Raw genomic sequence first — 23,056 nt, forward strand, 5'->3', positions numbered from 1 at the left:
ATCCCCCTATATAAAACTACGCTCTTGTAAATACTTCACGATTTGTTCCGCACATTCTTCAATAGAATATTTGTGCGTTTCTACAATTAATTCCGCTTGTGCTGGCTCTTCATAAGGCGAATCAATACCTGTGAAATCCTTAATGTCACCTTTCCTTGCCTTTTTATAAAGCCCTTTCGGATCACGTTTCTCACACTCTTCAATCGGACACTTCACAAAAATTTCAATAAATTCATCTGCCGCTAATAAATCTCTTACTTGTTTACGGTCCACTCGAAATGGTGAAATAAATGCTGTAAGGATAACTGTTCCTTGATCTACAAATAACTTTGCCACTTCGCCAATACGTCTTATATTTTCCATGCGATCACTTTCAGAAAATCCTAAGTCTTTATTTAAACCGTGACGAATGTTATCCCCATCCAGCACATAATTTCCAATATTCCTTTCAAACAGTTTACGAGCGACCGCATTCGCTACTGTAGATTTACCCGAAGCTGATAAACCAGTAAACCAAATTACAAAACTATGATGTCCATTCTTCGCTCTTCTCTCATCTTTTGAAACCGAAGCTGTATGCCAAGTAATATTCGTATCCATCTCGTTCTCTCCCTATTCTGTTACTACTTCTTTTTTCAATCCTTTAATTAGCACTTCCACTACTTCTTTACGACTAAATGTACTTGGCGGAATCTCACCGTTTCTTAATAATTCTCTTACTTTTGTACCCGATAAAATAACATGATCTTCTTTTCCGTGCGGACATGTTTTCGTTGAAGCCATCGCTTCACATTTCGTGCAGTAAAAACTATGTTCAAAGAATAGTGGTGTAATTCCTAACTCTTCTATCGTAAAATTTGTGAAGATTTCTTGCGCTTCATACGTTCCGTAATAATCTCCTACTCCAGCATGATCACGCCCTACTATAAAGTGGGTACATCCAAAATTCTTTCTTACTAACGCATGAAATATCGCTTCCCTTGGTCCTGCGTAACGCATGGCAGCAGGAAATACACTTAAAAAGACACGATTTTTCGGATAATAGTTTTGAAGGAGTACTTCATAGCTTTCCATTCTTACATCAGCAGGAATATCATCCGATTTCGTTTCTCCAACGAGCGGATTTAAAAAGAGACCATCTACAATTTCAAGAGCAGACTTTTGGATATACTCATGGGCACGATGTACCGGGTTTCTCGTTTGAAATCCGACCACTGTTTTCCACCCACGTTTTTTAAATTCTTCCCTCGTTTCAATTGGGTCTAAATGATAAGAAGGAAATTGATTATTTTCAAAGCGTTTTGTTAGAATAATAGTTCCTCCAACGTAAACGTTTGATCGTTCATATAATTTTTCCACTCCTGGATGAGCCCCATCCGTTGTTTTATATACAAGTAACGCTTCTTTTTCTTTATCTGGTACAAAAATATCTTCTATTTGAATGACACCGTATATATTTCCATTGTTGACAAGCTTTACTTCCTCTCCAACTTTCAGGCTTTCTGCGACTTTTTCTGTTACAGGTAATGTAATCGGTATACTCCACACACTACCATTTGCTAAACGAAGCGTTTCTACAACTGAATCATAATCTTCCTTCCCTAAAAAACCAGTAAGGGGGCTATATCCACCTGTCGCCAATAGTTCTAAATCACTTAACGCAATATTGTCTAATTTAATTTCTTTTTCAATTTGTGATACGTCATATGTCTCATCTATACGGTTTACTAATTCGTTTACTATGCTCATTTTTCTATATCCTCTCTTAGCTTTATTTCAAGATTCATCTTATTGGTAATGAAGACCACATTCGGTTTTCACTTTCCCAGCCCATCTACCATCTCTTGAATCGCCACCATCCCCTACAGGTAACGTACATTTCTCACACCCAATACTTGGATAGCCAACATCATGCAACGGGTTATACGGCAAGCTATGTTTGTATACATATCGCCAAACTTCTTTCCACGTCCAATGAATGAGTGGACAAACTTTAATAGATTGAAAACGATGATCTTGATTTATAAACTTTGTATGCTTACGTGTTTCTGATTGTTCCCTTCTTAAGCCCGATATCCACGCTTTTTCCGCTGCTAATGATTTTTCTAACGGTAAAATTTTTCTAATCTTACAACAAAGATTCGGATTACTTTCCCATAATTTCTCACCATGCAACTTCTCTTGTTCATCAAGCGTAAGTTCCGGTTGTTTTTCTATAATATTTAATGAAGGAAATCGCCTCCGCACTTTTTGAATTAATTCATATGTTTCTTGAAAATGAACATTTGTATCTAAAAATACAACTTTAGCAGATGGATTTACTTGGTTTATAAGGTGCAGCAATACCATACCTTCCACCCCAAAGCTACATGCGTAGACGATTTCATCTTTATATTCTTTATAAGCCCACTTTAATACTGATAGCGCGCCTTTTGTTTCATCTTCTTCCGAAAACGAAACAACATTTTCTTCCCACGTTTCATACGTCAACATGTTTTTTCCCCCTGTAAAAGCAAAAAGACGGTTTTAACCTAATGAAAATAGGTTAAAACCGCCTCTAGTTTTTCTAGTCAGCGCTTTTCACTTTAAACGTACTTTTTCACTTTTCTCTAACTGAATTACTTTTCCATCTTGCACAACAATTGTAATTGAACCATATTTCATATCAGCAAGCATCGCTTCAATCTTCTCGGATACTTCATCAAAATGTTCCCGTACACCCACGCGAACAGCCCCCCTTTTTATTCATAAAAAAAATCTTTCCCATTTCGAAAAGACTGTTCGGTAATATATTTTACCTTATCTTTCAAAATGGATTCCATTTTGCTGGATTTAGCACCTTGCTTTCTATAAGCAGGTTGCCGAGCTTCTTCGGGCCAGTTCCCTCCGCTTCTCTTGATAAGCTTTGTATTTGTATTTTATCATAATTCTGATTTTTTTCAATCCTAGTTTTCCGATATATTTTAATTATTTTATTTTTACAAAAAAGGAATTGCCCATCCGAACAACCCCTTTTTCTATTTAGACAAGCTCTTTAATACGTATGCGATCGTTCCCAATAATATTTTCATATGTTTCGCGTTCCACAACTACTTGCGATGTTCCGCCTTTTGCAAAGACAACGGCTGGTCTTCGAATCCGATTGTAATTATTCGCCATCGAGTACCCGTATGCTCCTGTACAGGAAACTGCTAGTAAATCAGAAGAAGCGACTTTTGGTAAATGAATATCCCAAATCAACATGTCTCCACTCTCACAGCATTTCCCGGCAATCGAAACGAGTTCCTCATTCTCATCATTCCCTCGATTCGCTAACATCGCTTCATAACGCGCGCTATATAAAGCAGGTCTTAAATTATCTGTCATTCCACCATCGACTGATACATATTTCCGAATACCAGGAATATCTTTCACAGATCCAACTGTATAAATTGTTGTCCCAGCATCACCTACAATGCTACGTCCTGGTTCAATCCATATTTCTGGCAATGGATATTCACATACAGTAAATTGTTCTCTCACTGCACTTGTTACAGCTCGCACATATGTCTCAAGAGTTAATGGTGTATCTGACTCTGTGTAGCGTATTCCAAATCCCCCGCCTACATTTAACACTTTTACTACATAGTTTGTTTGCTCTCTCACTTCTACTAAAAATTGGCGAAGAACTTCAATCGCTCGAACAAAACCAGCTGTTTCAAATATTTGCGATCCAATATGTGAATGGATCCCTAGCACATTATAATTGGATTTTTGTAAAGCAAATCTAATTGCCTGCATCGCTTGACCGTTTGAAACGCCAAATCCAAATTTCGAATCATCTTGGCCTGTCGTAATATATTCATGTGTGTGCGCCTCTACTCCAGGCGTTACACGAATTAATATGTTCACAAACTTTCCATGTTGCATCGCTAAATCGTGTAAAACTTCTAATTCAAAGAAATTATCTACGACAAAACAACCGATATTCGCCTGAAGAGCCATCACTATTTCTTCTTCTGTTTTATTATTTCCATGAAAATGAATACGTGATGCCGGAAATCCTGCTTGGAGCGCAGTATATAATTCTCCCCCAGAGACAACGTCTAATGACATATTCTCTTCACGAGCTACTCGGCACATCTCCATGCACAAGAACGCCTTGCTTGCATATGCTACTTGATAAGAGAAACCACTTTCTTTAAAAGCACGATGAAATGCTCGGCATTTTCCTCGAATAGACTCTTCATCGTATACATAAAGTGGTGTTCCGTATTGCTTTGCTAGCTGCGTCGTATCGCACCCTCCAATTTCTAAGTGTCCTTGCCCATTAATTCGGCTTGTGCCGTGTAAATACATTTAAATTCCTCCCTTATTTCCTCTAAAACTCATAACCCCAATCTTCTATTCATTGCAGCACGCTTTTAGATAGACAAAAAACGCGCGGAACAATGTTCACACGCGTTTCTTATTAGGAAAAATATATATTGAAAAAATAAACGAGTTGTTATCTCCTCAAAATAAGAAACCGCATCAACATCTCCAAATAGCTCTCCATAAAATAAATCTTATGACAGTACTACATTTATTCAATGCAGTCCCAATATATGAATAAGATGGTTATTCTTATATTTCGGCAATAGTCCCTTTCAACCTATGATCACAGATTCCATTAAATCTCCCATAGCTTACTCTTTCCTATCGCGGCCTCTACCTTTGAGAGTAGATGAGGTAAGTCTATTTAATTTTCAAACATCTAATTGTTGCTATTAACAATACCAAAGGACCATTTTATTTGTCAAACAATTTTTTATATTGTTTTTTTGCAGTTTAATTTCGTATCGTCTGGTAAGCGCTTTACTAATACCTTTGTTACTTCCCATTCGCCTTCTTCGTTATTAAATGTAATCGTTACCTTCTCAAATGGTGGAGCAATTTTCCCAGCAACACGTTCATACTTTGTCACTTCAATACTTGCTTGAAATAAATATGTACCGCTATACACTTTTTTTAAACTAATAATTTTAGGACATTGATAAGGTTTCAAACTTCCATATTGTTTTTCAATTGCTTTATTTATTTTTGGAAATAAAACAGAATAAAGTGCATCTTCCATAAGAGGTGCATCATATTGGGCTACCGACACACTCGGTGAAGTAAAAAGTATAACACTACTGCATGCTATAAAATATAATAATTTTCGCATTATAACCTCCGTATTATCACGCGATTCTTTCTGCGTACAATAATTATCATACATAGAAATTCTGTTTTATTGTCTCCCACCACTCTTTTTCTACTCGATTATTATAAAAAAGCCCACAACCTTCTTTTATTTTCGTATAATGATACTCATAGTATAATAATCATAATAACAAAGGACTGTTCGTATATATAAAATGAGTCGTTAAGCAAACTGACTCTCAAGAACTGTCATGCTTTTTAGGAGAGGAGTATATTATGCTACAACATCTGTTTCCAAAACTGCGATTTGCACTCGTTGCAGTCGTTTTACTATGGATTAAAACATATATTGTGTACAAGCTAGCATTTGATATTAAAATTGATAATTTCTTTGAAGAATTCATGCTTTTTATCAATCCACTAGCTGCGTTACTTTTATTTTTCGGCTTAGCTTTACTTGCATCTAAGCACCGAAACCGAATTATAATTGGAATCAGTTTTATACTGTCATTTATTTTATTTGGAAACGCAATGTTTTATGGGTTCTATAACGATTTCGTTACTTTCCCAGTTTTATTCCAAACAAACAATATGGCTGATTTAGGGACAAGTATAAAAGAACTCTTTACGTACAAAACATTACTTTTATTTGCAGATGCAATTATTTTAATGTTTATTTCGCGTAAATTCCCATCATTTGGCGACAAAACACCACTTTCCCGCTCAGAGAAGCGAACTTTCTTTAGCGGTGTAACAGCTTTATTAGCACTACAAATTGTTGTATCAGTTATTTATAAACCACAAATGTTCTCACGCTCATTTGACCGTCAAACTGTCGTGAAGAATTTAGGTTTATACACATATCATCTATTTGATATTACGCTTCAATCCAAGTCCTCAGCTGAGCGTGTATTTGCAAGTGGGGATGGGTTTTCTGAAATTAAAAACTATACAGACTCAAAAGACAAACGAGTTGATAAAAACTTATTTGGAGCTGCAAAAGGTAAAAATGTAATTTTAATTTCAATGGAATCTACACAAAGCTTTGTTATTAATAAAAAAATAAATGGAAAAGAAATTACACCATTTTTAAATGAATTTATTAAGGATAGTTTCTATTTCGATAACTTCTATCATCAAACTGGACAAGGTAAAACTTCTGATGCTGAATTTATCGTTGAAAACTCACTTTATCCGCTAGATCGTGGTTCTGTATTCTTTACTCATGCAACAAATGAATACACAGCGACACCAGAACAATTAAAGAAATACGGATATTCTTCTGCCGTCTTCCATTCAAATGATAAAACGTTTTGGAATCGGGATGTAATGTATCCTGCGCTTGGATATGATCGTTACTTTAATTTAAATGATTACGCAGGAACGGAGCAAATGTCTGTCGGTTGGGGATTAAAAGATAAAGAGTTCTTTGAACAATCTATTCCAAAGTTAAAATCTTTACCGCAACCGTTCTATACAAAATTTATTACATTAACAAATCATTTTCCATTTCTTCTAAATCCGGAAGATCAATATGTTGATGAATTCAACTCGGAAAGTGGTGTTGTAAACCGCTACTTCCCAACTGTTCGTTACACAGATGAAGCTCTTAAATTATTTATTAAACAATTAAAAGAAGAAGGATTGTATGATAATTCCGTTATTGTCATCTATGGTGATCATTACGGTATTTCCGAAAACCATAACGCAGCTATGGCACAGTTCCTAGGAAAAGATACTATTACACCATTCGATTCTATGCAATTACAACGAGTCCCTCTTATTATTCATGTGCCTGGCCAAGAAGGAAAAGTTGTTTCTAAAGTATCCGGTCAAATTGATATTAAGCCAACGCTCCTTCATTTACTTGGTATTAAAACAAATAAATCCGTTGAATTTGGAACTGACTTATTTATTAAAGAGAAAGACCCGCTTATGGTAATGCGTGATGGTAGCTTTGTTTCTGAAGAGTATGTTTATACAAAAAATATGTGCTACAAAAGAAGTACGGGTGAAGAAGCTGACATGACGCTATGTCAGCCGTATATTGAAAAAGCAAAAACAGAATTAAAACTCTCCGATAAATTAATTTATGGAGATTTATTACGCTTCGATCCTAATAATCGATATAAAACTGGAACGATGACAACGAAATTTGAATAGTAAAGGAAGCAACTTTATACAAGTTGCTTCCTCTTTTTATTTTCACTTAATTTTCAAACCATCCTTCTATGAAATCTTTCACAAATTGGTAATTTCTTTCGTATGAGGAATAAATTTATGGTATGATAAAATAAGTAAACTTTCATACACTAATTAAGAATTTATTACAGAAAGCAAGGGATCAGATTTTGTATAGAGCAGCTATTCCAAACTTATTTACGCTCGGAAATTTATATAGCGGATTTTTATCAATCGGCTATGCATCTTTAGGATATTATAAATCAGCTGCTATTTTAGTACTTATCGGGATGATGTTAGATAGTCTTGATGGTCGTGTTGCTCGTTTATTACGTGTTGATTCACAAATGGGAAAAGAGCTCGACTCGCTTGCAGATGTCGTAACATTTGGTGCAGCACCAGCTGTTTTAATGTATTACACATCTTTCTCAAACTACGGAATCATCGGATTATACATAGCGGGATTATTCCCTCTTTTCGGAGCATATCGTTTAGCACGATTTAATGTAACACCATCTTCTACTTCAATGAAATATTTCACTGGAGTACCGATTACAGCAGCGGGAGGGCTTGTTGCTTTCTTAACATTATTTTCACATACCATTCCAAAAATCGTTCTTATTACCGTATTTGTAACGTTCGCATTTTTAATGGTGAGCCGCATTCGTATCCCAAGTTTAAAAGATGTACCAATTCCACGATATAGCATCATTATTACACTATTTTTAGTTGGAATCATTATTACAATGTATCAAACAGGATTTGGAAATTTTTCTGTTTTCTTATTTATTGCCATTCCACTATATATTTTGTACATGTTATCTCAATTCATTAGACAAAGACCGTCTAAAAAAGCGAATAAAGAAAAATAAGAAAACCTTCCGAGTCCGGAAGGTTTCTTTTTATTTTGTAACTAATACCTTTTGATTTACAGGTGTTACTGGCTCTTCACCGTTTAATACAGCTAAAATATTTCTGACAGCCATTTCAGCCATCGCATCACGAGTTTCAAATGTTGCATTCCCTACGTGTGGAGCAAGTACTACATTCTTTAATTCTTTTAACTCTTCTGTAATTTTCGGTTCAAATTCAAACACGTCAAGAGCTGCTCCTTCAATTTCATTCGTTTTTAATGCATGAGCAAGTGCTGCTTCATTCATAATTGGTCCACGTGAAGCATTTACAATATACGCTGTTTTCTTCATCATTTTAAACTGCTCTTCATCAATCATATGATGTAATTTTGGATTATAAGCACAGTTAATTGTAATAAAGTCTGCTGTTTGTAATAATTCTTCCAACATCACATACGTTGCCCCCAGCTCACTTTCAGCTTCAAGCTTACGATTTGGCCCTGTATATAAAACATCCATTCCAAATGCTTTCGCACGTTTTGCAACAGCCTTCCCGATTTCTCCAAGACCTATAATTCCGATTGTCTTACCATGAACTTCTCGTCCTAAGAAAAATAACGGTGCCCATCCGTTAAATCCAGTCGTACGACATAACGTATCCCCTTCAGGAATTCTACGCGCCGCTGCTAAAAGAAGTGCAAATGTTAATTCTGCAGTCGCTTCCGTTGATACTTTCGGTGTATTCGTAACTGCAATTCCTTTTTCGCCCGCATACTTGTAATCAATATTGTCGTAACCAGCACCATAGTTTGCAACAATCTTTAAATGAGGCGCTGCATCAATAACTTCTTTTGGCACCTTTGTCGAAAGTAAACTTAACAATGCATCTTTATCTTTTACACGCTCTGTTAATTCATCTATAGAAATTAACTCCTCTTTATCGTACATTTCTACATCATGATCTTTTAATAGTTCTAATCCAATTTCCGGAATTTTTCCCGCTACTAATATTTTTGCCACTACTAACACCTCTTCTATAGAAAATAAGATATCTCTTATATTTCATTGTAAGAAATCCACATATAAAAACCAAGGAATTTGATTATAGTTTTAAAAATCGACACTTTTCCATGAAAAAAGAGGAGATGCAACTCTCCCCTTTTCTTACGCTTTTTCCTGCGATTCTTTTCCAAGCTTCACATCAATCGTTCCTTCTGCAACCGTATCGCTAATTTGCTCCTCAATAACCGATTGAGATTCAGCATTCGTTTCAGAAGTATAGGCTTGTTGCTGTGCACCTTGTACATTTTGTTTATTTTGTTGTTTCGCCATTTCTTACCCTCCTTTTCATTCTTTCTTATTTTGAACAAAAAGGACGGTTTTCATTAAAAAATTGCGTTTCATTTTGAATTTGTTACTTCTTCTTCAAGCGACCTCATTACTCTTGCTCGCTTCGTAAATGTTGCAACCTGAGTAACACCGTGAGCTAGTAATGTTTGTACATTTTCTTGTACATAATTCCCTAAATCATTTGGATAATGGGCATCCGAAGAAATCGTAATTGGAACACCATACTTAGCTAATACTTGTAAATATAGTGGACTTGGGCACATTTCACGAACAGGATAACGATAGTATAATCCTGCATTTATTTCTGTTGCCGTATTCGTTTCTACTAACGCACAGGCAATTTCCTCATAATAAGAAAGCTGTTCATTCTCATCCAATCGATAATTAAATACCTTTATATTATCAAGATGAGCGATAATATCAAATAACTCGGTACGAATCGCACTCTCAACTGTTTTAAAAAACATATCATATAATGCGCGTAGGTCATGCTTCTCAAAATATTCTTTCGTATCTGGATTATCAAATCCCCAGCCATTTAGAAAATGAACGGAACCAATTATATAATCAAAGTCTCCTAGCGCTAATAATTCTTTTAACTCTCCTTCACAACCAATAAAATAATCCGCTTCAATTCCAAGTTTAAGTGTGACACCTCTTTTACTCCATCGTTCTTTCGCCTCTTCAATGACCTTTGTAAAATCATACAGTGAAACTACCCTTACTTGATCTAACCATTCCTTCTGTATACGACCGAGCTTAGAATCACTAATATCTACATATTTTTCATAATATCCTTTCGCTTCATGAAAACGATATAAATGATCAACAATCCCAACTTCTGTTATACCTTTTCGCACAGCTTCTTCTAAATAGAGGTCCATCCATTCTGTTGTAAATGGCCCTTCCTTCACACGCTTTTGCAAACGCTCTTGTGTTTTCATAAGCCAATCAATAGAATGCCTTTCTTGAAGCGGTTCATAACGTTCCAGCGCTTCATTTATTTTAGCAAGCCATCCTATTGAATACGGTCCTTCTTCTAAGTGAAGATGATAATCTACTTTCATATACATTCCCCCTTATAATGTATCTATTTCCCTTCTATCCCCAACTCTCGAAAGCTTTCCATTTCGTTCTTTCACCTCTCGCATGACATCTTCCAATGTAATATTTTTTTCAGCTAATAAAACGAAACAGTGATAAAATACATCAACCATTTCTTTCACTACTTCTTCTTTATCATTATTTTTACATGCGATAATTACTTCAGCACACTCTTCACCAATTTTCTTTAAAATTTTATCTTCTCCTTTTGAAAATAAATAATTTGTATACGATTCAGGAAGTGGGCTTTCCTTTCGTTCTTCAATTATTTTATACAGCAACTTAAAGGCATTTTCCATATGTATCCCCCTATATAATTTGATAGTGAAAACATGTCTTCTCTCCCGTATGACAAGCAGGTCCTACTTGTTTCACATTCACAACAATTGAATCTTGATCACAATCTAAATATAAAGATTGCACATATTGAAGATTCCCTGATGTTTCCCCCTTATTCCATAACGACTGCCTCGAACGAGAATAAAACCATGTTCTTTTCGTCTCTAACGTTTTTTCATATGCTTCTTCATTCATATAAGCTAGCATTAAAACTTCTTTCGTACCTTCTTCGATGACAATTGCTGGTATTAATCCTTTTGAAAAATTAGGTTTCATAACCGCACCTCAACATTTGCATCTCTTAATTTTCGCTTTACACTCTGCACTGTCGCCTCACCATAATGAAAGATGGATGCCGCTAACGCTGCATCAACTGTTGTCTTTTGAAAAACTTCTATAATGTGATCCGTATGACCACAGCCCCCTGATGCGATGACTGGAATGGAAACACTTTTTGAAATTTCTTCTGTTAAACGAAGGTCATATCCGCTTTTCGTTCCATCTGCATCCATACTCGTTAACAAAATTTCACCTGCCCCAAGTTTAACAACACGCTTCGCCCATTCTATGGCATCCATTCCTGTGTCAACTCTTCCGCCGTTGACGTATACGTTCCATTTACCTTCTGCTACTTTTCTAGCATCAATTGCCACGACAATGCATTGTGATCCAAAGTGTTCTGCCCCTTCTTCTATAAGCTTCGGGTTTCGCACTGCCGCTGAGTTTATTGAAACTTTGTCTGCTCCAGCTCTTAGTAAATTGTACATATCTTTCACACTTGAAATCCCCCCGCCAACCGTAAGAGGAATAAATACTTTAGCTGCTGTTTTTTCTACAACATCTATAATCGTTTTTCTTCCTTCATGAGTCGCTGTAATATCTAAAAATACGATTTCATCTGCCCCTGCCTCGTTATATGCTTCAGCTATTTCAACCGGATTACCGACATCTTGTAATCCTATAAAATTTACACCCTTTACGACTCGCCCTTCTTTCACATCTAGACATGGAATGATTCGTTTCGCTAACATAACTTCGTTACCTGTAACACTTCTTCTAAATCAATCGTTTTCTCGTAAAGCGCCTTTCCGATTATGACACCATATATATTCATATCATTTAACTTTTTCACATCTTGAATAGATGCCACTCCTCCAGAGGCGATGAGACGAATGCCCACACTTTTTTGAAGTATCGCTAATTGTTCAAAATTTGGACCTGTAAGCGTCCCGTCTTTCGAAATGTCTGTAAACACAATCGTTTGAACACCTAAACTTTCCATTTGTTTCGCTAAACTAACGTAAGAAATTTCAGACAGATCAAGCCAACCTCTCGTTGCTACGAAACCATTTTTCGCATCAATTCCAACAATGATTTTCTCTTTATATAGACGAACTGCTTCCTCTAAAAATGAATTATCATAAAGAGCTGCTGTTCCTAAAATCACCTTTTCTACACCTGCTGACAATAACTTCTCCACCGTTACAAGTGAACGAATTCCTCCTCCCACTTGCACAGGAATACGTACCGCCTTGCAGATTTTTTCAATGACGGGCAAATTTAACGACTCGCCAGCAATTGCACCATCTAAATCAACAATGTGTAGTATTTCCGCTCCAAGCTTTTCAAATATGATCGCCTGCGCTACCGGATCTTCATTCATCACCGTTTCTTTACTAAACTCTCCTTGATAAAGTCTAACGCATCGCCCTTCTTTTAAATCGATAGCTGGGAAGATTTCCATGCTTCTACCACTCCTTGAAAATTTTTTAATATTTGCATGCCAATTTCGCCACTTTTTTCTGGATGAAACTGTGCACCAAATACATTTCCTTTCGCGACAAACCCTGGTATTTGCATTCCATAATCACTTACTCCGCATACAATTTCATCTGGACAATCCGCGTAATATGAGTGAACATAATACACGAAAGAACCATCCACTAATCCATTCCAAAGCGGAAATTCTCTTTCCTTCCTTAATTCATTCCATCCCATATGAGGAATTTTATACGAAACTTTTAACTTTCGAATTTCACCTGGTAGTAAACCTAACCCGCTACAATCTTTTAGTTCCTCACTTCGTTCAAATAAAAGTTGCATGCCCAAACATATACCGAGGAGTGGTTTTCCTATGTCACAAACTTCTTTTAGTACACACACTAAATCTCTTTCTTTTAATACTTCCATCGCTTTCGGAAATGCACCTACTCCCGGTAGAATCACGCCATCGCTTCTCAATATCTCTTCTTTATCACTCGTTACAATGTACTCTGCCTCAATATATTTTAATGCTTGCTCTACACTGCGAATATTCCCCATTCCATAATCTATAATGGCAATCAATTACAACATCCCTTTCGTTGAATTTACACCAGTAATGTTGGCATTTTTTTCGACCGCTTCTCTAAGCGCTCTACCAAAAGCTTTAAATAATGCTTCAATTTTGTGATGTGTATTACTTCCGTATAGAACGCGCGCATGTAATGTAATATTGGCAGCATGTGCAACTGCTCTAAAAAATTCTTCCGTCAATTCTGTATCAAAATCCCCGAGCTTCGGATTTGTTAATTCCCCTTGAAATACACAATATGAGCGTCCACTTATATCAATTGCAACAAATCCTAAAGATTCATCCATCGGTACATACGCGGAACCGTAACGATTAATTCCTTCTTTATTTTGCAATGCTTCTTTCAAGCAATTTCCGAGTACAATTCCAACATCTTCAACGGTGTGATGTGCATCGACAAATACATCACCTTCTGCCTCAACTTGCAATCCAAATCTTCCATGTCTAGCAAATAAAGTCAGCATATGATCGAAAAAACCAACCCCCGTTTGAATAGATACACTCGTACTTTCATCAAGCTGCAAACTTAATTTAATTTTTGTTTCTGTCGTCTCACGTGCTTGACTGGACTGACGCATTATTTTTCCTCCTCAAACCTTATTTGGATTGCTCTCGCATGTGCATGTAACCCTTCTTTATTTGCAAGCTCTACAATATGATGCTGTACATTTTTTAATGCTTCCTCTGTATAAGAAATAAAACTTGATTTTTTCACAAAATCATCGACTGATAACGGAGAAAAAAATCTTGCCGTTCCGCTCGTTGGTAATACATGATTCGGTCCCGCCAAATAATCCCCGAGCGGTTCAGGTGCATATGGCCCAAGGAAAATAGAGCCTGCATGTTTCACATAATCTAGAGCATTCATCGGTTCTTTTATATGTAACTCTAAATGTTCTGGAGCAATTTTATTTGATAACTTTAGTGCCTCCTCTAAAGAAGCAACGATAAAGATGGCTCCATTTCTATTTATTGATTCACGTGCAATTTCACTTCTTGGTAACGTTTCTAACTGTCTTTCTACCTCTTTTTCTACTTCTTTAGCTAGTTCCATATTCGTTGTAATACAAATCGCCGTTGCTCTCTCATCATGCTCTGCTTGCGATAATAAATCCGCTGCGATATATTTTGCATTACCTGTTTCATCCGCGACAACTACAATTTCTGATGGACCAGCAATCATATCGATATTTACTATCCCGTATACTTCTCGTTTCGCTAGAGCGACGTACAAATTTCCCGGTCCAACTATTTTATCCACTTTCGGAATCGATTCCGTCCCGTATGCTAAAGCAGCAATTGCTTGTGCGCCACCTATCGTATAAATTTCATCTACTCCCGCAAGATTTGCAGCAGCTAATATATGAGGATCAATTCCCCCTTTCCTCGGCGGTGTTACCATTACAATTTTTTTCACACCTGCAAGTTTCGCCGGCAATACATTCATTAATACTGAAGAAGGATATGAGGCTGTCCCACCCGGTACATATACACCTACATTTTCTAATGGCCGAATAAGCTGCCCTCTAATTATGCCTTTACTTTCACAATCGAATATTGAATACTTCTTTTGCTTTTCGTGATACGAAACAATGTTTTTCTTCGCCTCTTTTAAAGCTTCTAAAAATGAATTCTCTACAAACATACTCGCTTGCTGTATTTCTTCTTCACTTACACGAAAATCTTTCATCTCTACACCATCAAACTTTTTTGTATAGAAAGATAAAGCCTCATCATTCCCTTCCCTTACATGTCTAATGATTTCTCTTACACTTCTTTGAACAGTTTCTTCTATTATATTAGCGTTTTCTCTTAGCACTTTTATTTTAGATAATGCCTCCTTAAAGTCTTCATAAATGATTTCCATTTTAAATCCTCCTATTTCCCTGATAAGATTTCTTGCTCCATCATATTTATAATGCTGAATATTCCGTCTTTTTTAGTTTTTAAGGCTGCCTTATTTACAATCATCCGAGCCGATATAAAGTACATTTCCTCAAATACAATGAGTCCATTCTCTTGTAATGTTTTTCCTGTTTCAACAATATCTACAATCGCATCTGCCAATCCAAGAAGAGGAGCGATTTCTACAGAACCTTCTATTTTAATAATTTCTACATCCTCTCCCTTATCATGAAAATAAGTAGAAGTAATATGTGGGTATTTCGTAGCGATTCTTTTCTTCCGGTAACTCTTCGGATTATACGTAGGAATAGAAGCAACACAAAACTTACAAATCCCCACTCCTAAATCCAGCATTTCATAAATATCTTTCTCGTTTTCCATTAAAATATCTTTTCCAACGATGCCAATATCAGCTACCCCATGTTCTACATAAGTAGCAACATCAACCGCTTTTACTAAAATAAATGAAACATTTGTATTTTTACTTTGAAATACAAGCTTCCGACCTTTATTTTTGAGCTCGGAACAATCAATTCCAATCTGCTCAAAAAGTGGAATGACATGTTTTTCTAATCTTCCTTTCGTTAACGCAATTTGAATGTTACGCATGAAGCCTCTCCTTCTTTCTGGACTACCCATTTCTCATTCCATACATATTCCACTAAGTATTCATTCTTTGCCTCAACGACCGTTCCTATTTTATTTTTTCTTGCGAATTGAAAGGTATCGCTTAAATTAGAGAATAGAGATAACCAAGCATTCTTCCCATCCTTTCGAAGTAAATTTCGTAGCCTTTCTGCTTCCGCTAATCTATTTAACTCATAATGAATCACAATATCAATTTGATTTCGTTCATATGGTTCTTGCTGCTCTTGCAGCGCCTTCACAATTTGATTTACTTGTACCGCGAGTCCAACAGCTGGCAGCATTTCTCCAAAATTGCCAATTAGCTCATCGTATCTTCCGCCACTAACGATTTCTTCTCCAATTTCATATATATATCCTTTGAAAATAACACCCGTATAGTAATCTAAGTGTTGAATCATGCCCAAATCAATTGATATGTAAGAACCATATCCTAACGTTTCAATTGTTTCATACATTTCTTTTATTCTTGCAATTGCCATTTTCATTTCATTACTTGAAGCAAGCTTTTCTGCTTCCTCAATAACTTCTAAATTTCCAAATAGCCTTGGCAATTTCTCAAGTAATCTTACTGTCTCATCGCATCGATCTAATTTCTTTTCTCCGATAAAATTTGAGAGGGCAGCATAATTTTTACTTTCTATATACGTTCTAAGTACCCTTTCTTCTTCATCATGGATGGAGAGTTTTTTTACAATACATTTATATAACTGTACTTGCCCAATCTCAATTGTAAAAGATTGCACCTTCAACTTTTGAAGTGCTTGAATGACACTTATTACACATTCAATTTCAGCTCTTACATTATCAATCCCGATAACTTCAATACCACTTTGTACGATTTCATTATATTTTCCAGAATGGGATTCATTCGCTCGAAATACATTCCCGCTATACGTCACTTTAAGTGGCGTATCCCATCTCTGTGTTCCAATAACTCTCGCTAAAGGAATTGTCATATCTGGACGTAAAACGATAATCCTTCCCTTTTCATCAAAAAATTTATACATCTTCTCTTCATCTATCGGTCTATTTTGAAATGCAAAAACATCATAAAATTCAATTGTAGGTGTTCTTATTTCCTCATAACCTCTCTCTAAAAAAGTAAGCCTTAATTTCTGTTCTACTTCTTCAATTAACGTACATTCTTCGAATAAATAATCTCTCGTTCCATTCGGGTTTGCTCGTTTCCATTTTGTCATCTAAATTTTCACACCTTTCCCCTTCTAATGTATGCCTATTTCATTCCCCTAAGCCGAAAATAAAAAGAGCCTTGTAGACAAAATACCTACAAGGCTCTTCAGTAGAGTGTAGGTACAACGGGAATAACCCTTGTACCTACACGTTTTCACGCTAGGTTCAAGGGTTTCATGTATGATGATGTAGTTGTGTAAGCATTGTAATAGATTGCACGATATTCATAATACTTACTCCCTTTCTCCTCTGATTTTCACATAGTATATAACAGTTAATTTTGAATGTAAATACATTTTTAATATTCCGTCATTTTTTTAATGTAAAGCCACTTTTCTTTCATACTCTTTTATTTCTTGTTCATATTGCATTGTAATACTAATTTCATCTAAACCATTTAATAACTTCTCTTTCCACATTTTCTCGATTGTAAAATGGAATCTATGCGTATTCGTTGTCATTATTTCATTTTCTAAATCAACTGTGATTTGTTCTCTCGCATCTGTTTTAGCAAGTTGTTCACGCATATCTTTATCCATTACAATCGGTAACATGCCATTTTTCATACAATTCATATAAAAGATATCGGCAAATCCTCCAGCGATAATAACGCGGAAACCATAATCAGCAAGTGCCCATGGAGCATGTTCTCTTGACGAGCCACATCCAAAATTATCGCCTGTGATTAATATACTGGCTCCTTTTCTTTCTTGTGCATTAAGCGGGAAATTAGGGTTTTCTTGGCGATTATTATCATATCGCCACTCATCAAATAAAAACTTCCCAAACCCAGTTCTTTCAATTCTCTTTAAATATTGCTTCGGAATAATTTGATCTGTATCAATGTTATCATTCATCAGTACTGCGGCAGTACCTTTATGAATACGAAATGGCTCCATCATAACTCTCCTTTCTAATATCAACAAAATGACCATATAACGCAGCCGCTGCCGCCATTGCCGGGCTAACTAAATGCGTTCGTGCTCCCTTTCCTTGTCTTCCTTCAAAATTGCGATTTGACGTAGAGGCACAATGTTCCCCTTCAGGCACTTGATCTGGATTCATACCTAGACACATTGAGCATCCGGGCTCTCTCCATTCAAATCCAGCTTCTTCAAATATGCGATGTAATCCTTTATGCATCGCTGCTTCTCTTACCCTTTGAGATCCAGGTACAACAAGTGCTCGCACACCTTCTTTTACTTTTTTACCTTTCACGACAGATGCAGCAATTTCTAAGTCAGAAAGCCTGGAATTTGTACAAGATCCAATGAAAACATGTTGAACTGGAATGTCATACGTACTTTGTCCGGGACTCAATCCCATATAAGAAAACGCTCTTTCGTCATTTGCATCATGCTTTTCTGGCAATTTCTCATCGATCCGAACACCCATACTAGGATTTGTTCCCCACGTAACGTACGGTGCTAAATCCGTAACATCTACTAGAATATGTAAATCATAAACTGCATCTAAATCTGTATAAAGTTCTGACCATTTTTTCTTAATAGATTCATAGTCTTTCGGTGCATATTTACGCCCTTTTACGTAAGCAACCGTTTTTTCATCTGGTGCAATAATGCCAGCCTTTGCTCCCCCTTCAATTGCCATATTGCAAAGCGTCATCCTCTCTTCCATATCCATAGCATGAATGGCCTCTCCGTAAAATTCCATTACGTAACCTGTTCCAACTGCTACTCCGTACTTTGAAAGAAGGTGTAAAATAATATCTTTCGCATAAACACCTTGCGGTAACTTTCCTTTTAACTCAATGCCCATTGCTTTCGGCTTTCGTTGCCATAACGTTTGCGTCGCCAATACATGTTCCACTTCACTCGTACCAATACCAAACGCTAGTGCGCCAAAAGCACCGTGTGTTGCTGTATGACTATCACCACAAACAATCGTTTTTCCTGGCTGTGTGAGTCCAAGTTCTGGTCCTATTACATGAACGATCCCTTGCTCTTCATCTCCGATATCCGCTAATGGCACCTGAAATTGTTTACAGTTTTCCCGAAGTGTATCTAGTTGCTGCTTCGCAATGCGGTCGGTAATATTCCAAACATCTTTCGTTGGAATATTATGATCCATCGTTGCAAATGTTAAATCTGGTCTGCGGACTGTTCGATTTGTAAGCCGCAAGCCTTCAAAGGCTTGCGGTGACGTTACTTCATGAACAAGATGTAGATCGATATATAATAAATCCAATCCATTTTCATTAGTCGCAACTACATGTCTTTCCCAAAGCTTATCTAGTAACCTTTTCCCCATTATCTTCCTCTCCCTACTAACGCTTGCTCTTCCATTTCTTGAATAACTGCCTTTGTAAATGAAGTTGTCGTTTCAGTCCCCCCGATATCTGCTGTACATTTTCCTGATTTAAGGACTGCAGAAACTGCTTCTTCAATTGCATATCCTTCTCTCGTTAATCCGAACGATTGCCCAAGCATCATTGCAACAGAACGCATCATCGCAATTGGATTCGCCTTATTTTTCCCCGCAATATCCGGTGCTGATCCGTGAATAGGCTCGTATAATGAAGGCCCCTTTTCAGCGTGACTTGCTGATGGAAGCATTCCTAATGATCCAGCTAATACTGAAGCCTCATCACTTAAAATATCACCAAATAAATTTTCCGTTACAATAACGTCAAATCTTCCTGGATTCCGAATTAATTCCATAGCTGCTGCATCTACTAAAATGTGTTCTACTTCCACATTTGGGTAGCGAAGTGCTACTTCTTCTGTCACAGTTCTCCATAATTTACTAGACTCTAAAACATTCGCTTTATCAATAGATGTTACTTTTTTCTTCCGCTTATTCGCTAATTGAAAAGCATACGAAACGATACGTTCAATTTCATGGCGATGATACGTAAGTGTATCTGTCGCCACTTCTTCCGTTCGCTCTTTCGGATAAGAAAAATAAATTCCACCTGTTAATTCACGAACGACAACGAAATCAATTTCATCAGCGTTTTTTAATGGTGATAAATGTGCAGTTGCACTTTCTACCGTTACAGGGCGAACATTCGCAAATACACCGAGTCCTTTTCTTAATGCTAATAATCCTTTCTCAGGCCTTTCTTTCGCACTATCCCACCTTGGTCCACCTACTGCTCCAAGTAAAACCGCATCACTCGCTAAACAGGCGGCAAGTGTTCGCTGTGGTAATGGTTGCCCAGTTAAATCGATAGCAACACCACCAAAGTACTCATCTTGCAAATGAAAATGATGTCCATATAGCCTTTCTACCATATGCAATACTTCCTTCGCACTTTCCATTACTTCTGGACCAACACCATCACCAGCTAAACAAACGATACGTTTTTCCATTTTTAACACTCCTTTTAACTGAATTTTCAGAACTTTAATTTGATAGGTGAGGAAAGCTTCTCTCACCTATCAAATATTTATTTCACAAGCGCTATAAGAGATTTTAATTTCCCTGCTGCATGGACATAAGCTCTCGCCGACGCTTCCAATACGTCTTGCGCAACTCCGAAACCTGATATTTGGTGACTACCTTCTTTTAATTCAACATGAACGTGAGCAAGTGCATCTTGACCTTGTGTAATAGATTGTATGCGATAATCTGCCAATTCACATTCTAATCCTAAAATTCTTTGAATCGCATTGTATATCGCTTCAATACTACCAGAACCAGTGGCTGCATCTTCATATACATTTCCTTCCTCATCCTTCAGCACAACTGTTGCGCATTGTGTACTATTTGATACGAAATGCACTTGTAATTGCGTAATGTTATATTGCTGAGCTGCAAATGCTGCTTCACCAAGCATAAGTGCGCGTAAATCTTCTTCAGTAATTTCCTTTTTACGATCAGCCAACTTTTTAAATGCTTCGAATGCCGCATCTCGCTCTTCATTTGTAAATTCATAACCAAGCTCTTTCATTTTTTCCGTAAACGCATGACGGCCAGAATGTTTCCCAAGTACAAAGAGATTTTGAGATTCTCCTATAAGCGCTGGTTCGATAATTTCATAAGTTGTTACTTCTTTTAAAACCCCGTCTTGGTGAATGCCCGATTCATGAGCAAATGCATTCGCTCCAACGATTGCTTTATTTTTCGGTACAACCATACCCGTTAACCTGCTTACTAATATACTCGTCGCCTTAATTTCTTTTAAAGTCATTGAAGGCTCTGCTTTATAAAAATCTTTTCTAATATGAAGAGCTACCGCAACTTCTTCTAACGCTGCATTCCCTGCTCTTTCTCCAATGCCATTAATCGTTCCTTCTACTTGCAATGCTCCTCCTTCAACCGCAGCTAACGAATTTGCTACTGCCATACCAAGATCATCGTGACAATGACAAGAAAAAATCGCTTTTTCATATGATGGAACGGATTCTTGTAAGTATTTAAAAAGAGAATAATACTCTTCTGGATTCGTATATCCAACTGTATCCGGAATATTAATTACATTCGCTCCTGCTCGAATTGCAATTTCTACTGCTTCAGCTAAAAATGCTCTCGATGTTCTTGTCGCATCTTCTGCAGAAAATTGTACTGTCGGAAATAATGATTTTCCAAGCGTAACCGAGCGATGAATACTATTTAACACATCTTCTTTTGACATACAAAGTTTATATTTCATATGAATATCACTCGTAGCTAAAAATACGTGTAGACGAGGAGATACAGCACCTTTCACAGCTTCATATGCTCTTCGAATGTCACTTTCTTTCGCTCTAGCTAAACTCATAACCGTAGCATTTTGAATTGTATTCGCAATACGTTTTACCGATTGAAAGTCACCTTCGGAAGCTGCCGCGAATCCAGCTTCCATTACATGAATACCAAGCCTCTCTAATTGCCTAGCAATTTGTAATTTCTCTTGTTCATTTAAATTTACTCCTGGTGATTGTTCGCCATCACGAAGCGTTGTATCCATGAACAAAACCTGCTTCATATTATTTAACCCCTACCTTTACTCGCGGCTGTACGAAAGGCATCATTTCACGTAATTTACGTCCAACTACTTCGATTTCATGTTTATTCTCTTTCTCATTTGTCGCATGGAAATTTGGTCTTCCTGCTTTATGCTCTGCAATCCAGCCTCTTGCAAATGTACCATCTTGAATTTCTGCTAATACTGCCCCCATCGCTTTCTTCGTATCTTCAGTAACAACGCGTGGTCCTGATACGAAGTCTCCCCACTGCGCTGTATCTGAAACTGAATATCTCATATTTTCAAGTCCACCTTCGTACATAAGGTCAACGATTAGCTTCAGTTCATGTAAACATTCAAAATATGCAAGTTCAGGCTGATATCCTGCATCAACTAACGTTTCAAACCCTGCTTTTACAAGTGCAGTCACTCCGCCGCAGAGTACAGCTTGCTCTCCAAATAAATCTGTTTCTGTTTCTTCTTTAAACGTCGTTTCTAGTACACCAGCTCTCGTTGCTCCAATTCCGTCAGCATAAGAAAGTGCTTTTTCAGTCGCAACTCCTGTTGCATCTTGATATACTGCAAATAATGCAGGAACAGCCCCGCCCTCGGCGAACGTACGGCGTACGAGATGCCCCGGTCCTTTTGGCGCTACTAGAAATACATCTACATTAGCTGGTGGTTTTACTTGATCAAAGTGAACATTAAATCCATGTGCGAACACGAGGGAGTTTCCAGCCTGTAAATTTGGTGCAATTTCAGCTTCATATACTTCTGGTTGTAATTCATCAGGCAGTAGAATCATTACTACATCAGCTTTTTCCGCTGCTTCTGCTACTGTATATACAGAAAATCCATCTTCATTCGCTTTATTCCAAGACTTACCTTTTCTTAAACCTACTACTACATCAAATCCGTTATCACGTAAATTTTGCGCATGTGCATGACCTTGCGAGCCATATCCGATGATTGCTACTTTCTTTTCCTTTAATACATTTACTGTTACATCTTTCTCATAATAAACTTTTGCCATTTTCATTTCCCCCTATATTTAAA

At 36.9% G+C, this 23,056-nt stretch carries 25 protein-coding genes and 2 riboswitches; of the genes, 2 read left to right on the top strand and 23 right to left on the bottom strand.

Translation table 11 applies throughout. The features are described from left to right. Positions 1-6: 6 nt before the first annotated feature. From cysC to B9A45_RS22725, 6 genes are all read right to left on the bottom strand, one after another. Positions 7-600, bottom strand: a complete 594-nt coding sequence (gene cysC / locus B9A45_RS22700) for an adenylyl-sulfate kinase (protein WP_084065140.1) — start codon at positions 598-600, stop codon at positions 7-9. A gap of 12 nt (positions 601-612) precedes the next feature. Further along, complete coding sequence (sat, locus tag B9A45_RS22705) at positions 613-1,749, bottom strand: sulfate adenylyltransferase (RefSeq protein ID WP_084065143.1); 1,137 nt, start codon at positions 1,747-1,749, stop codon at positions 613-615. A 39-nt stretch (positions 1,750-1,788) separates the two neighbouring features. Further along, entirely contained in the window at positions 1,789-2,493 is a 705-nt protein-coding gene (locus B9A45_RS22710) for a phosphoadenylyl-sulfate reductase (protein WP_000959013.1), read from the bottom strand. An 87-nt stretch (positions 2,494-2,580) separates the two neighbouring features. Next, positions 2,581-2,724, bottom strand: a complete 144-nt coding sequence (locus B9A45_RS22715; RefSeq protein ID WP_000538896.1) for a YezD family protein — start codon at positions 2,722-2,724, stop codon at positions 2,581-2,583. A 72-nt stretch (positions 2,725-2,796) separates the two neighbouring features. After that, positions 2,797-2,905: riboswitch (SAM riboswitch) on the bottom strand. A gap of 116 nt (positions 2,906-3,021) precedes the next feature. Then, positions 3,022-4,338 carry a diaminopimelate decarboxylase gene (lysA, locus tag B9A45_RS22720; protein ID WP_000280649.1) on the bottom strand — a complete coding sequence of 439 codons (1,317 nt, stop codon included), beginning with the start codon at positions 4,336-4,338 and terminating at the stop codon, positions 3,022-3,024. A gap of 180 nt (positions 4,339-4,518) precedes the next feature. Next, a riboswitch (Lysine riboswitch) is annotated at positions 4,519-4,700 on the bottom strand. Between the two features lie 89 nt (positions 4,701-4,789). Continuing rightward, positions 4,790-5,185 (bottom strand): DUF3888 domain-containing protein, encoded by a 396-nt coding sequence (locus tag B9A45_RS22725; protein WP_001228824.1) that lies wholly within the window; start codon positions 5,183-5,185, stop codon positions 4,790-4,792. 254 nt (positions 5,186-5,439) lie between these two features. Between B9A45_RS22725 and B9A45_RS22730 the strand changes: the two genes are divergently transcribed. Together B9A45_RS22730 and pssA are read left to right on the top strand one after the other, a co-directional pair. Continuing rightward, positions 5,440-7,326 (top strand): LTA synthase family protein, encoded by a 1,887-nt coding sequence (locus B9A45_RS22730; RefSeq protein WP_016109657.1) that lies wholly within the window; start codon positions 5,440-5,442, stop codon positions 7,324-7,326. 188 nt (positions 7,327-7,514) lie between these two features. After that, positions 7,515-8,216, top strand: a complete 702-nt coding sequence (pssA, locus tag B9A45_RS22735; protein WP_000285417.1) for a CDP-diacylglycerol--serine O-phosphatidyltransferase — start codon at positions 7,515-7,517, stop codon at positions 8,214-8,216. Positions 8,217-8,246: 30 nt separating this feature from the next. Here the strand turns inward: pssA and B9A45_RS22740 are convergent, their stop codons facing one another. The 17 genes from B9A45_RS22740 to ilvC all read right to left on the bottom strand — a co-directional run bounded on the left by B9A45_RS22740 (position 8,247) and on the right by ilvC (position 23,033). After that, entirely contained in the window at positions 8,247-9,218 is a 972-nt protein-coding gene (locus tag B9A45_RS22740) for an NAD(P)-dependent oxidoreductase (RefSeq protein WP_084065145.1), read from the bottom strand. Between the two features lie 144 nt (positions 9,219-9,362). Next, positions 9,363-9,530 (bottom strand): YozQ family protein, encoded by a 168-nt coding sequence (locus tag B9A45_RS22745; protein ID WP_001118880.1) that lies wholly within the window; start codon positions 9,528-9,530, stop codon positions 9,363-9,365. 68 nt (positions 9,531-9,598) lie between these two features. Further along, complete coding sequence (locus B9A45_RS22750; protein ID WP_000861846.1) at positions 9,599-10,615, bottom strand: histidinol phosphate phosphatase domain-containing protein; 1,017 nt, start codon at positions 10,613-10,615, stop codon at positions 9,599-9,601. A 12-nt stretch (positions 10,616-10,627) separates the two neighbouring features. Continuing rightward, entirely contained in the window at positions 10,628-10,951 is a 324-nt protein-coding gene (hisE, locus tag B9A45_RS22755) for a phosphoribosyl-ATP diphosphatase (RefSeq protein ID WP_000426351.1), read from the bottom strand. A gap of 10 nt (positions 10,952-10,961) precedes the next feature. Further along, positions 10,962-11,267: a phosphoribosyl-AMP cyclohydrolase gene (hisI, locus tag B9A45_RS22760; RefSeq protein WP_000803961.1), complete on the bottom strand. Its 306-nt coding sequence runs from the start codon at positions 11,265-11,267 to the stop codon at positions 10,962-10,964. Further along, a complete protein-coding gene (hisF, locus tag B9A45_RS22765) occupies positions 11,264-12,022 on the bottom strand; it encodes an imidazoleglycerol phosphate synthase cyclase subunit (RefSeq protein ID WP_000880117.1) in 759 nt (252 codons plus the stop codon). The genes hisI and hisF overlap by 4 nt, the downstream gene beginning before the upstream one ends. Next, positions 12,016-12,735 carry a 1-(5-phosphoribosyl)-5-[(5-phosphoribosylamino)methylideneamino]imidazole-4-carboxamide isomerase gene (gene hisA, locus B9A45_RS22770; protein WP_000402299.1) on the bottom strand — a complete coding sequence of 240 codons (720 nt, stop codon included), beginning with the start codon at positions 12,733-12,735 and terminating at the stop codon, positions 12,016-12,018. The genes hisF and hisA overlap by 7 nt, the downstream gene beginning before the upstream one ends. Then, positions 12,708-13,337, bottom strand: coding sequence for an imidazole glycerol phosphate synthase subunit HisH (gene hisH / locus B9A45_RS22775; RefSeq protein ID WP_000560336.1), 630 nt, complete (start codon positions 13,335-13,337; stop codon positions 12,708-12,710). Before hisH ends, hisA begins: the two co-directional genes overlap by 28 nt. Continuing rightward, positions 13,338-13,922, bottom strand: a complete 585-nt coding sequence (gene hisB / locus B9A45_RS22780; protein ID WP_001249951.1) for an imidazoleglycerol-phosphate dehydratase HisB — start codon at positions 13,920-13,922, stop codon at positions 13,338-13,340. It lies immediately after the preceding gene. Further along, a complete protein-coding gene (gene hisD / locus B9A45_RS22785) occupies positions 13,922-15,211 on the bottom strand; it encodes a histidinol dehydrogenase (RefSeq protein ID WP_000402913.1) in 1,290 nt (429 codons plus the stop codon). Before hisD ends, hisB begins: the two co-directional genes overlap by 1 nt. 11 nt (positions 15,212-15,222) lie before the next feature. Further along, positions 15,223-15,858, bottom strand: coding sequence for an ATP phosphoribosyltransferase (gene hisG, locus B9A45_RS22790; RefSeq protein ID WP_084065148.1), 636 nt, complete (start codon positions 15,856-15,858; stop codon positions 15,223-15,225). Beyond that, positions 15,834-17,096 carry an ATP phosphoribosyltransferase regulatory subunit gene (locus tag B9A45_RS22795; protein WP_025967054.1) on the bottom strand — a complete coding sequence of 421 codons (1,263 nt, stop codon included), beginning with the start codon at positions 17,094-17,096 and terminating at the stop codon, positions 15,834-15,836. Before B9A45_RS22795 ends, hisG begins: the two co-directional genes overlap by 25 nt. 309 nt (positions 17,097-17,405) lie before the next feature. Then, on the bottom strand, positions 17,406-17,987 hold the full coding sequence (gene leuD, locus B9A45_RS22800; RefSeq protein WP_000433189.1) for a 3-isopropylmalate dehydratase small subunit: 582 nt from the start codon (positions 17,985-17,987) through the stop codon (positions 17,406-17,408). After that, positions 17,965-19,359 (bottom strand): 3-isopropylmalate dehydratase large subunit, encoded by a 1,395-nt coding sequence (gene leuC / locus B9A45_RS22805; protein WP_000518102.1) that lies wholly within the window; start codon positions 19,357-19,359, stop codon positions 17,965-17,967. Before leuC ends, leuD begins: the two co-directional genes overlap by 23 nt. Next, on the bottom strand, positions 19,359-20,423 hold the full coding sequence (gene leuB / locus B9A45_RS22810) for a 3-isopropylmalate dehydrogenase (RefSeq protein ID WP_000415384.1): 1,065 nt from the start codon (positions 20,421-20,423) through the stop codon (positions 19,359-19,361). The genes leuC and leuB overlap by 1 nt, the downstream gene beginning before the upstream one ends. A gap of 77 nt (positions 20,424-20,500) precedes the next feature. Continuing rightward, positions 20,501-22,021, bottom strand: a complete 1,521-nt coding sequence (leuA, locus tag B9A45_RS22815) for a 2-isopropylmalate synthase (RefSeq protein WP_000815753.1) — start codon at positions 22,019-22,021, stop codon at positions 20,501-20,503. Position 22,022: 1 nt separating this feature from the next. Continuing rightward, positions 22,023-23,033, bottom strand: coding sequence for a ketol-acid reductoisomerase (ilvC, locus tag B9A45_RS22820; protein ID WP_001151747.1), 1,011 nt, complete (start codon positions 23,031-23,033; stop codon positions 22,023-22,025). Positions 23,034-23,056 lie beyond the last annotated feature (23 nt).

The organism is Bacillus sp. JKS001846, assembly GCF_900176455.1.
Classification (GTDB): domain Bacteria; phylum Bacillota; class Bacilli; order Bacillales; family Bacillaceae_G; genus Bacillus_A; species Bacillus_A cereus.

Excerpts from the sequence above, each read along its gene's own strand:
- cysC (WP_084065140.1), bottom strand. The coding sequence starts at position 600 with ATGGATACGAATATTACTTGGCATACAGCTTCGGTTTCAAAAGATGAG.
- sat (WP_084065143.1), bottom strand. The coding sequence starts at position 1,749 with ATGAGCATAGTAAACGAATTAGTAAACCGTATAGATGAGACATATGAC.
- B9A45_RS22710 (WP_000959013.1), bottom strand. The coding sequence starts at position 2,493 with ATGTTGACGTATGAAACGTGGGAAGAAAATGTTGTTTCGTTTTCGGAA.
- lysA (WP_000280649.1), bottom strand. The coding sequence starts at position 4,338 with ATGTATTTACACGGCACAAGCCGAATTAATGGGCAAGGACACTTAGAA.
- B9A45_RS22725 (WP_001228824.1), bottom strand. The coding sequence starts at position 5,185 with ATGCGAAAATTATTATATTTTATAGCATGCAGTAGTGTTATACTTTTT.
- B9A45_RS22730 (WP_016109657.1), top strand. The coding sequence starts at position 5,440 with ATGCTACAACATCTGTTTCCAAAACTGCGATTTGCACTCGTTGCAGTC.
- B9A45_RS22745 (WP_001118880.1), bottom strand. The coding sequence starts at position 9,530 with ATGGCGAAACAACAAAATAAACAAAATGTACAAGGTGCACAGCAACAA.
- B9A45_RS22750 (WP_000861846.1), bottom strand. The coding sequence starts at position 10,615 with ATGAAAGTAGATTATCATCTTCACTTAGAAGAAGGACCGTATTCAATA.
- hisE (WP_000426351.1), bottom strand. The coding sequence starts at position 10,951 with ATGGAAAATGCCTTTAAGTTGCTGTATAAAATAATTGAAGAACGAAAG.
- hisI (WP_000803961.1), bottom strand. The coding sequence starts at position 11,267 with ATGAAACCTAATTTTTCAAAAGGATTAATACCAGCAATTGTCATCGAA.
- hisF (WP_000880117.1), bottom strand. The coding sequence starts at position 12,022 with ATGTTAGCGAAACGAATCATTCCATGTCTAGATGTGAAAGAAGGGCGA.
- hisA (WP_000402299.1), bottom strand. The coding sequence starts at position 12,735 with ATGGAAATCTTCCCAGCTATCGATTTAAAAGAAGGGCGATGCGTTAGA.
- hisB (WP_001249951.1), bottom strand. The coding sequence starts at position 13,922 with ATGCGTCAGTCCAGTCAAGCACGTGAGACGACAGAAACAAAAATTAAA.
- hisD (WP_000402913.1), bottom strand. The coding sequence starts at position 15,211 with ATGGAAATCATTTATGAAGACTTTAAGGAGGCATTATCTAAAATAAAA.
- hisG (WP_084065148.1), bottom strand. The coding sequence starts at position 15,858 with ATGCGTAACATTCAAATTGCGTTAACGAAAGGAAGATTAGAAAAACAT.
- B9A45_RS22795 (WP_025967054.1), bottom strand. The coding sequence starts at position 17,096 with ATGACAAAATGGAAACGAGCAAACCCGAATGGAACGAGAGATTATTTA.
- leuD (WP_000433189.1), bottom strand. The coding sequence starts at position 17,987 with ATGGAGCCATTTCGTATTCATAAAGGTACTGCCGCAGTACTGATGAAT.
- leuC (WP_000518102.1), bottom strand. The coding sequence starts at position 19,359 with ATGGGGAAAAGGTTACTAGATAAGCTTTGGGAAAGACATGTAGTTGCG.
- leuB (WP_000415384.1), bottom strand. The coding sequence starts at position 20,423 with ATGGAAAAACGTATCGTTTGTTTAGCTGGTGATGGTGTTGGTCCAGAA.
- leuA (WP_000815753.1), bottom strand. The coding sequence starts at position 22,021 with ATGAAGCAGGTTTTGTTCATGGATACAACGCTTCGTGATGGCGAACAA.
- ilvC (WP_001151747.1), bottom strand. The coding sequence starts at position 23,033 with ATGGCAAAAGTTTATTATGAGAAAGATGTAACAGTAAATGTATTAAAG.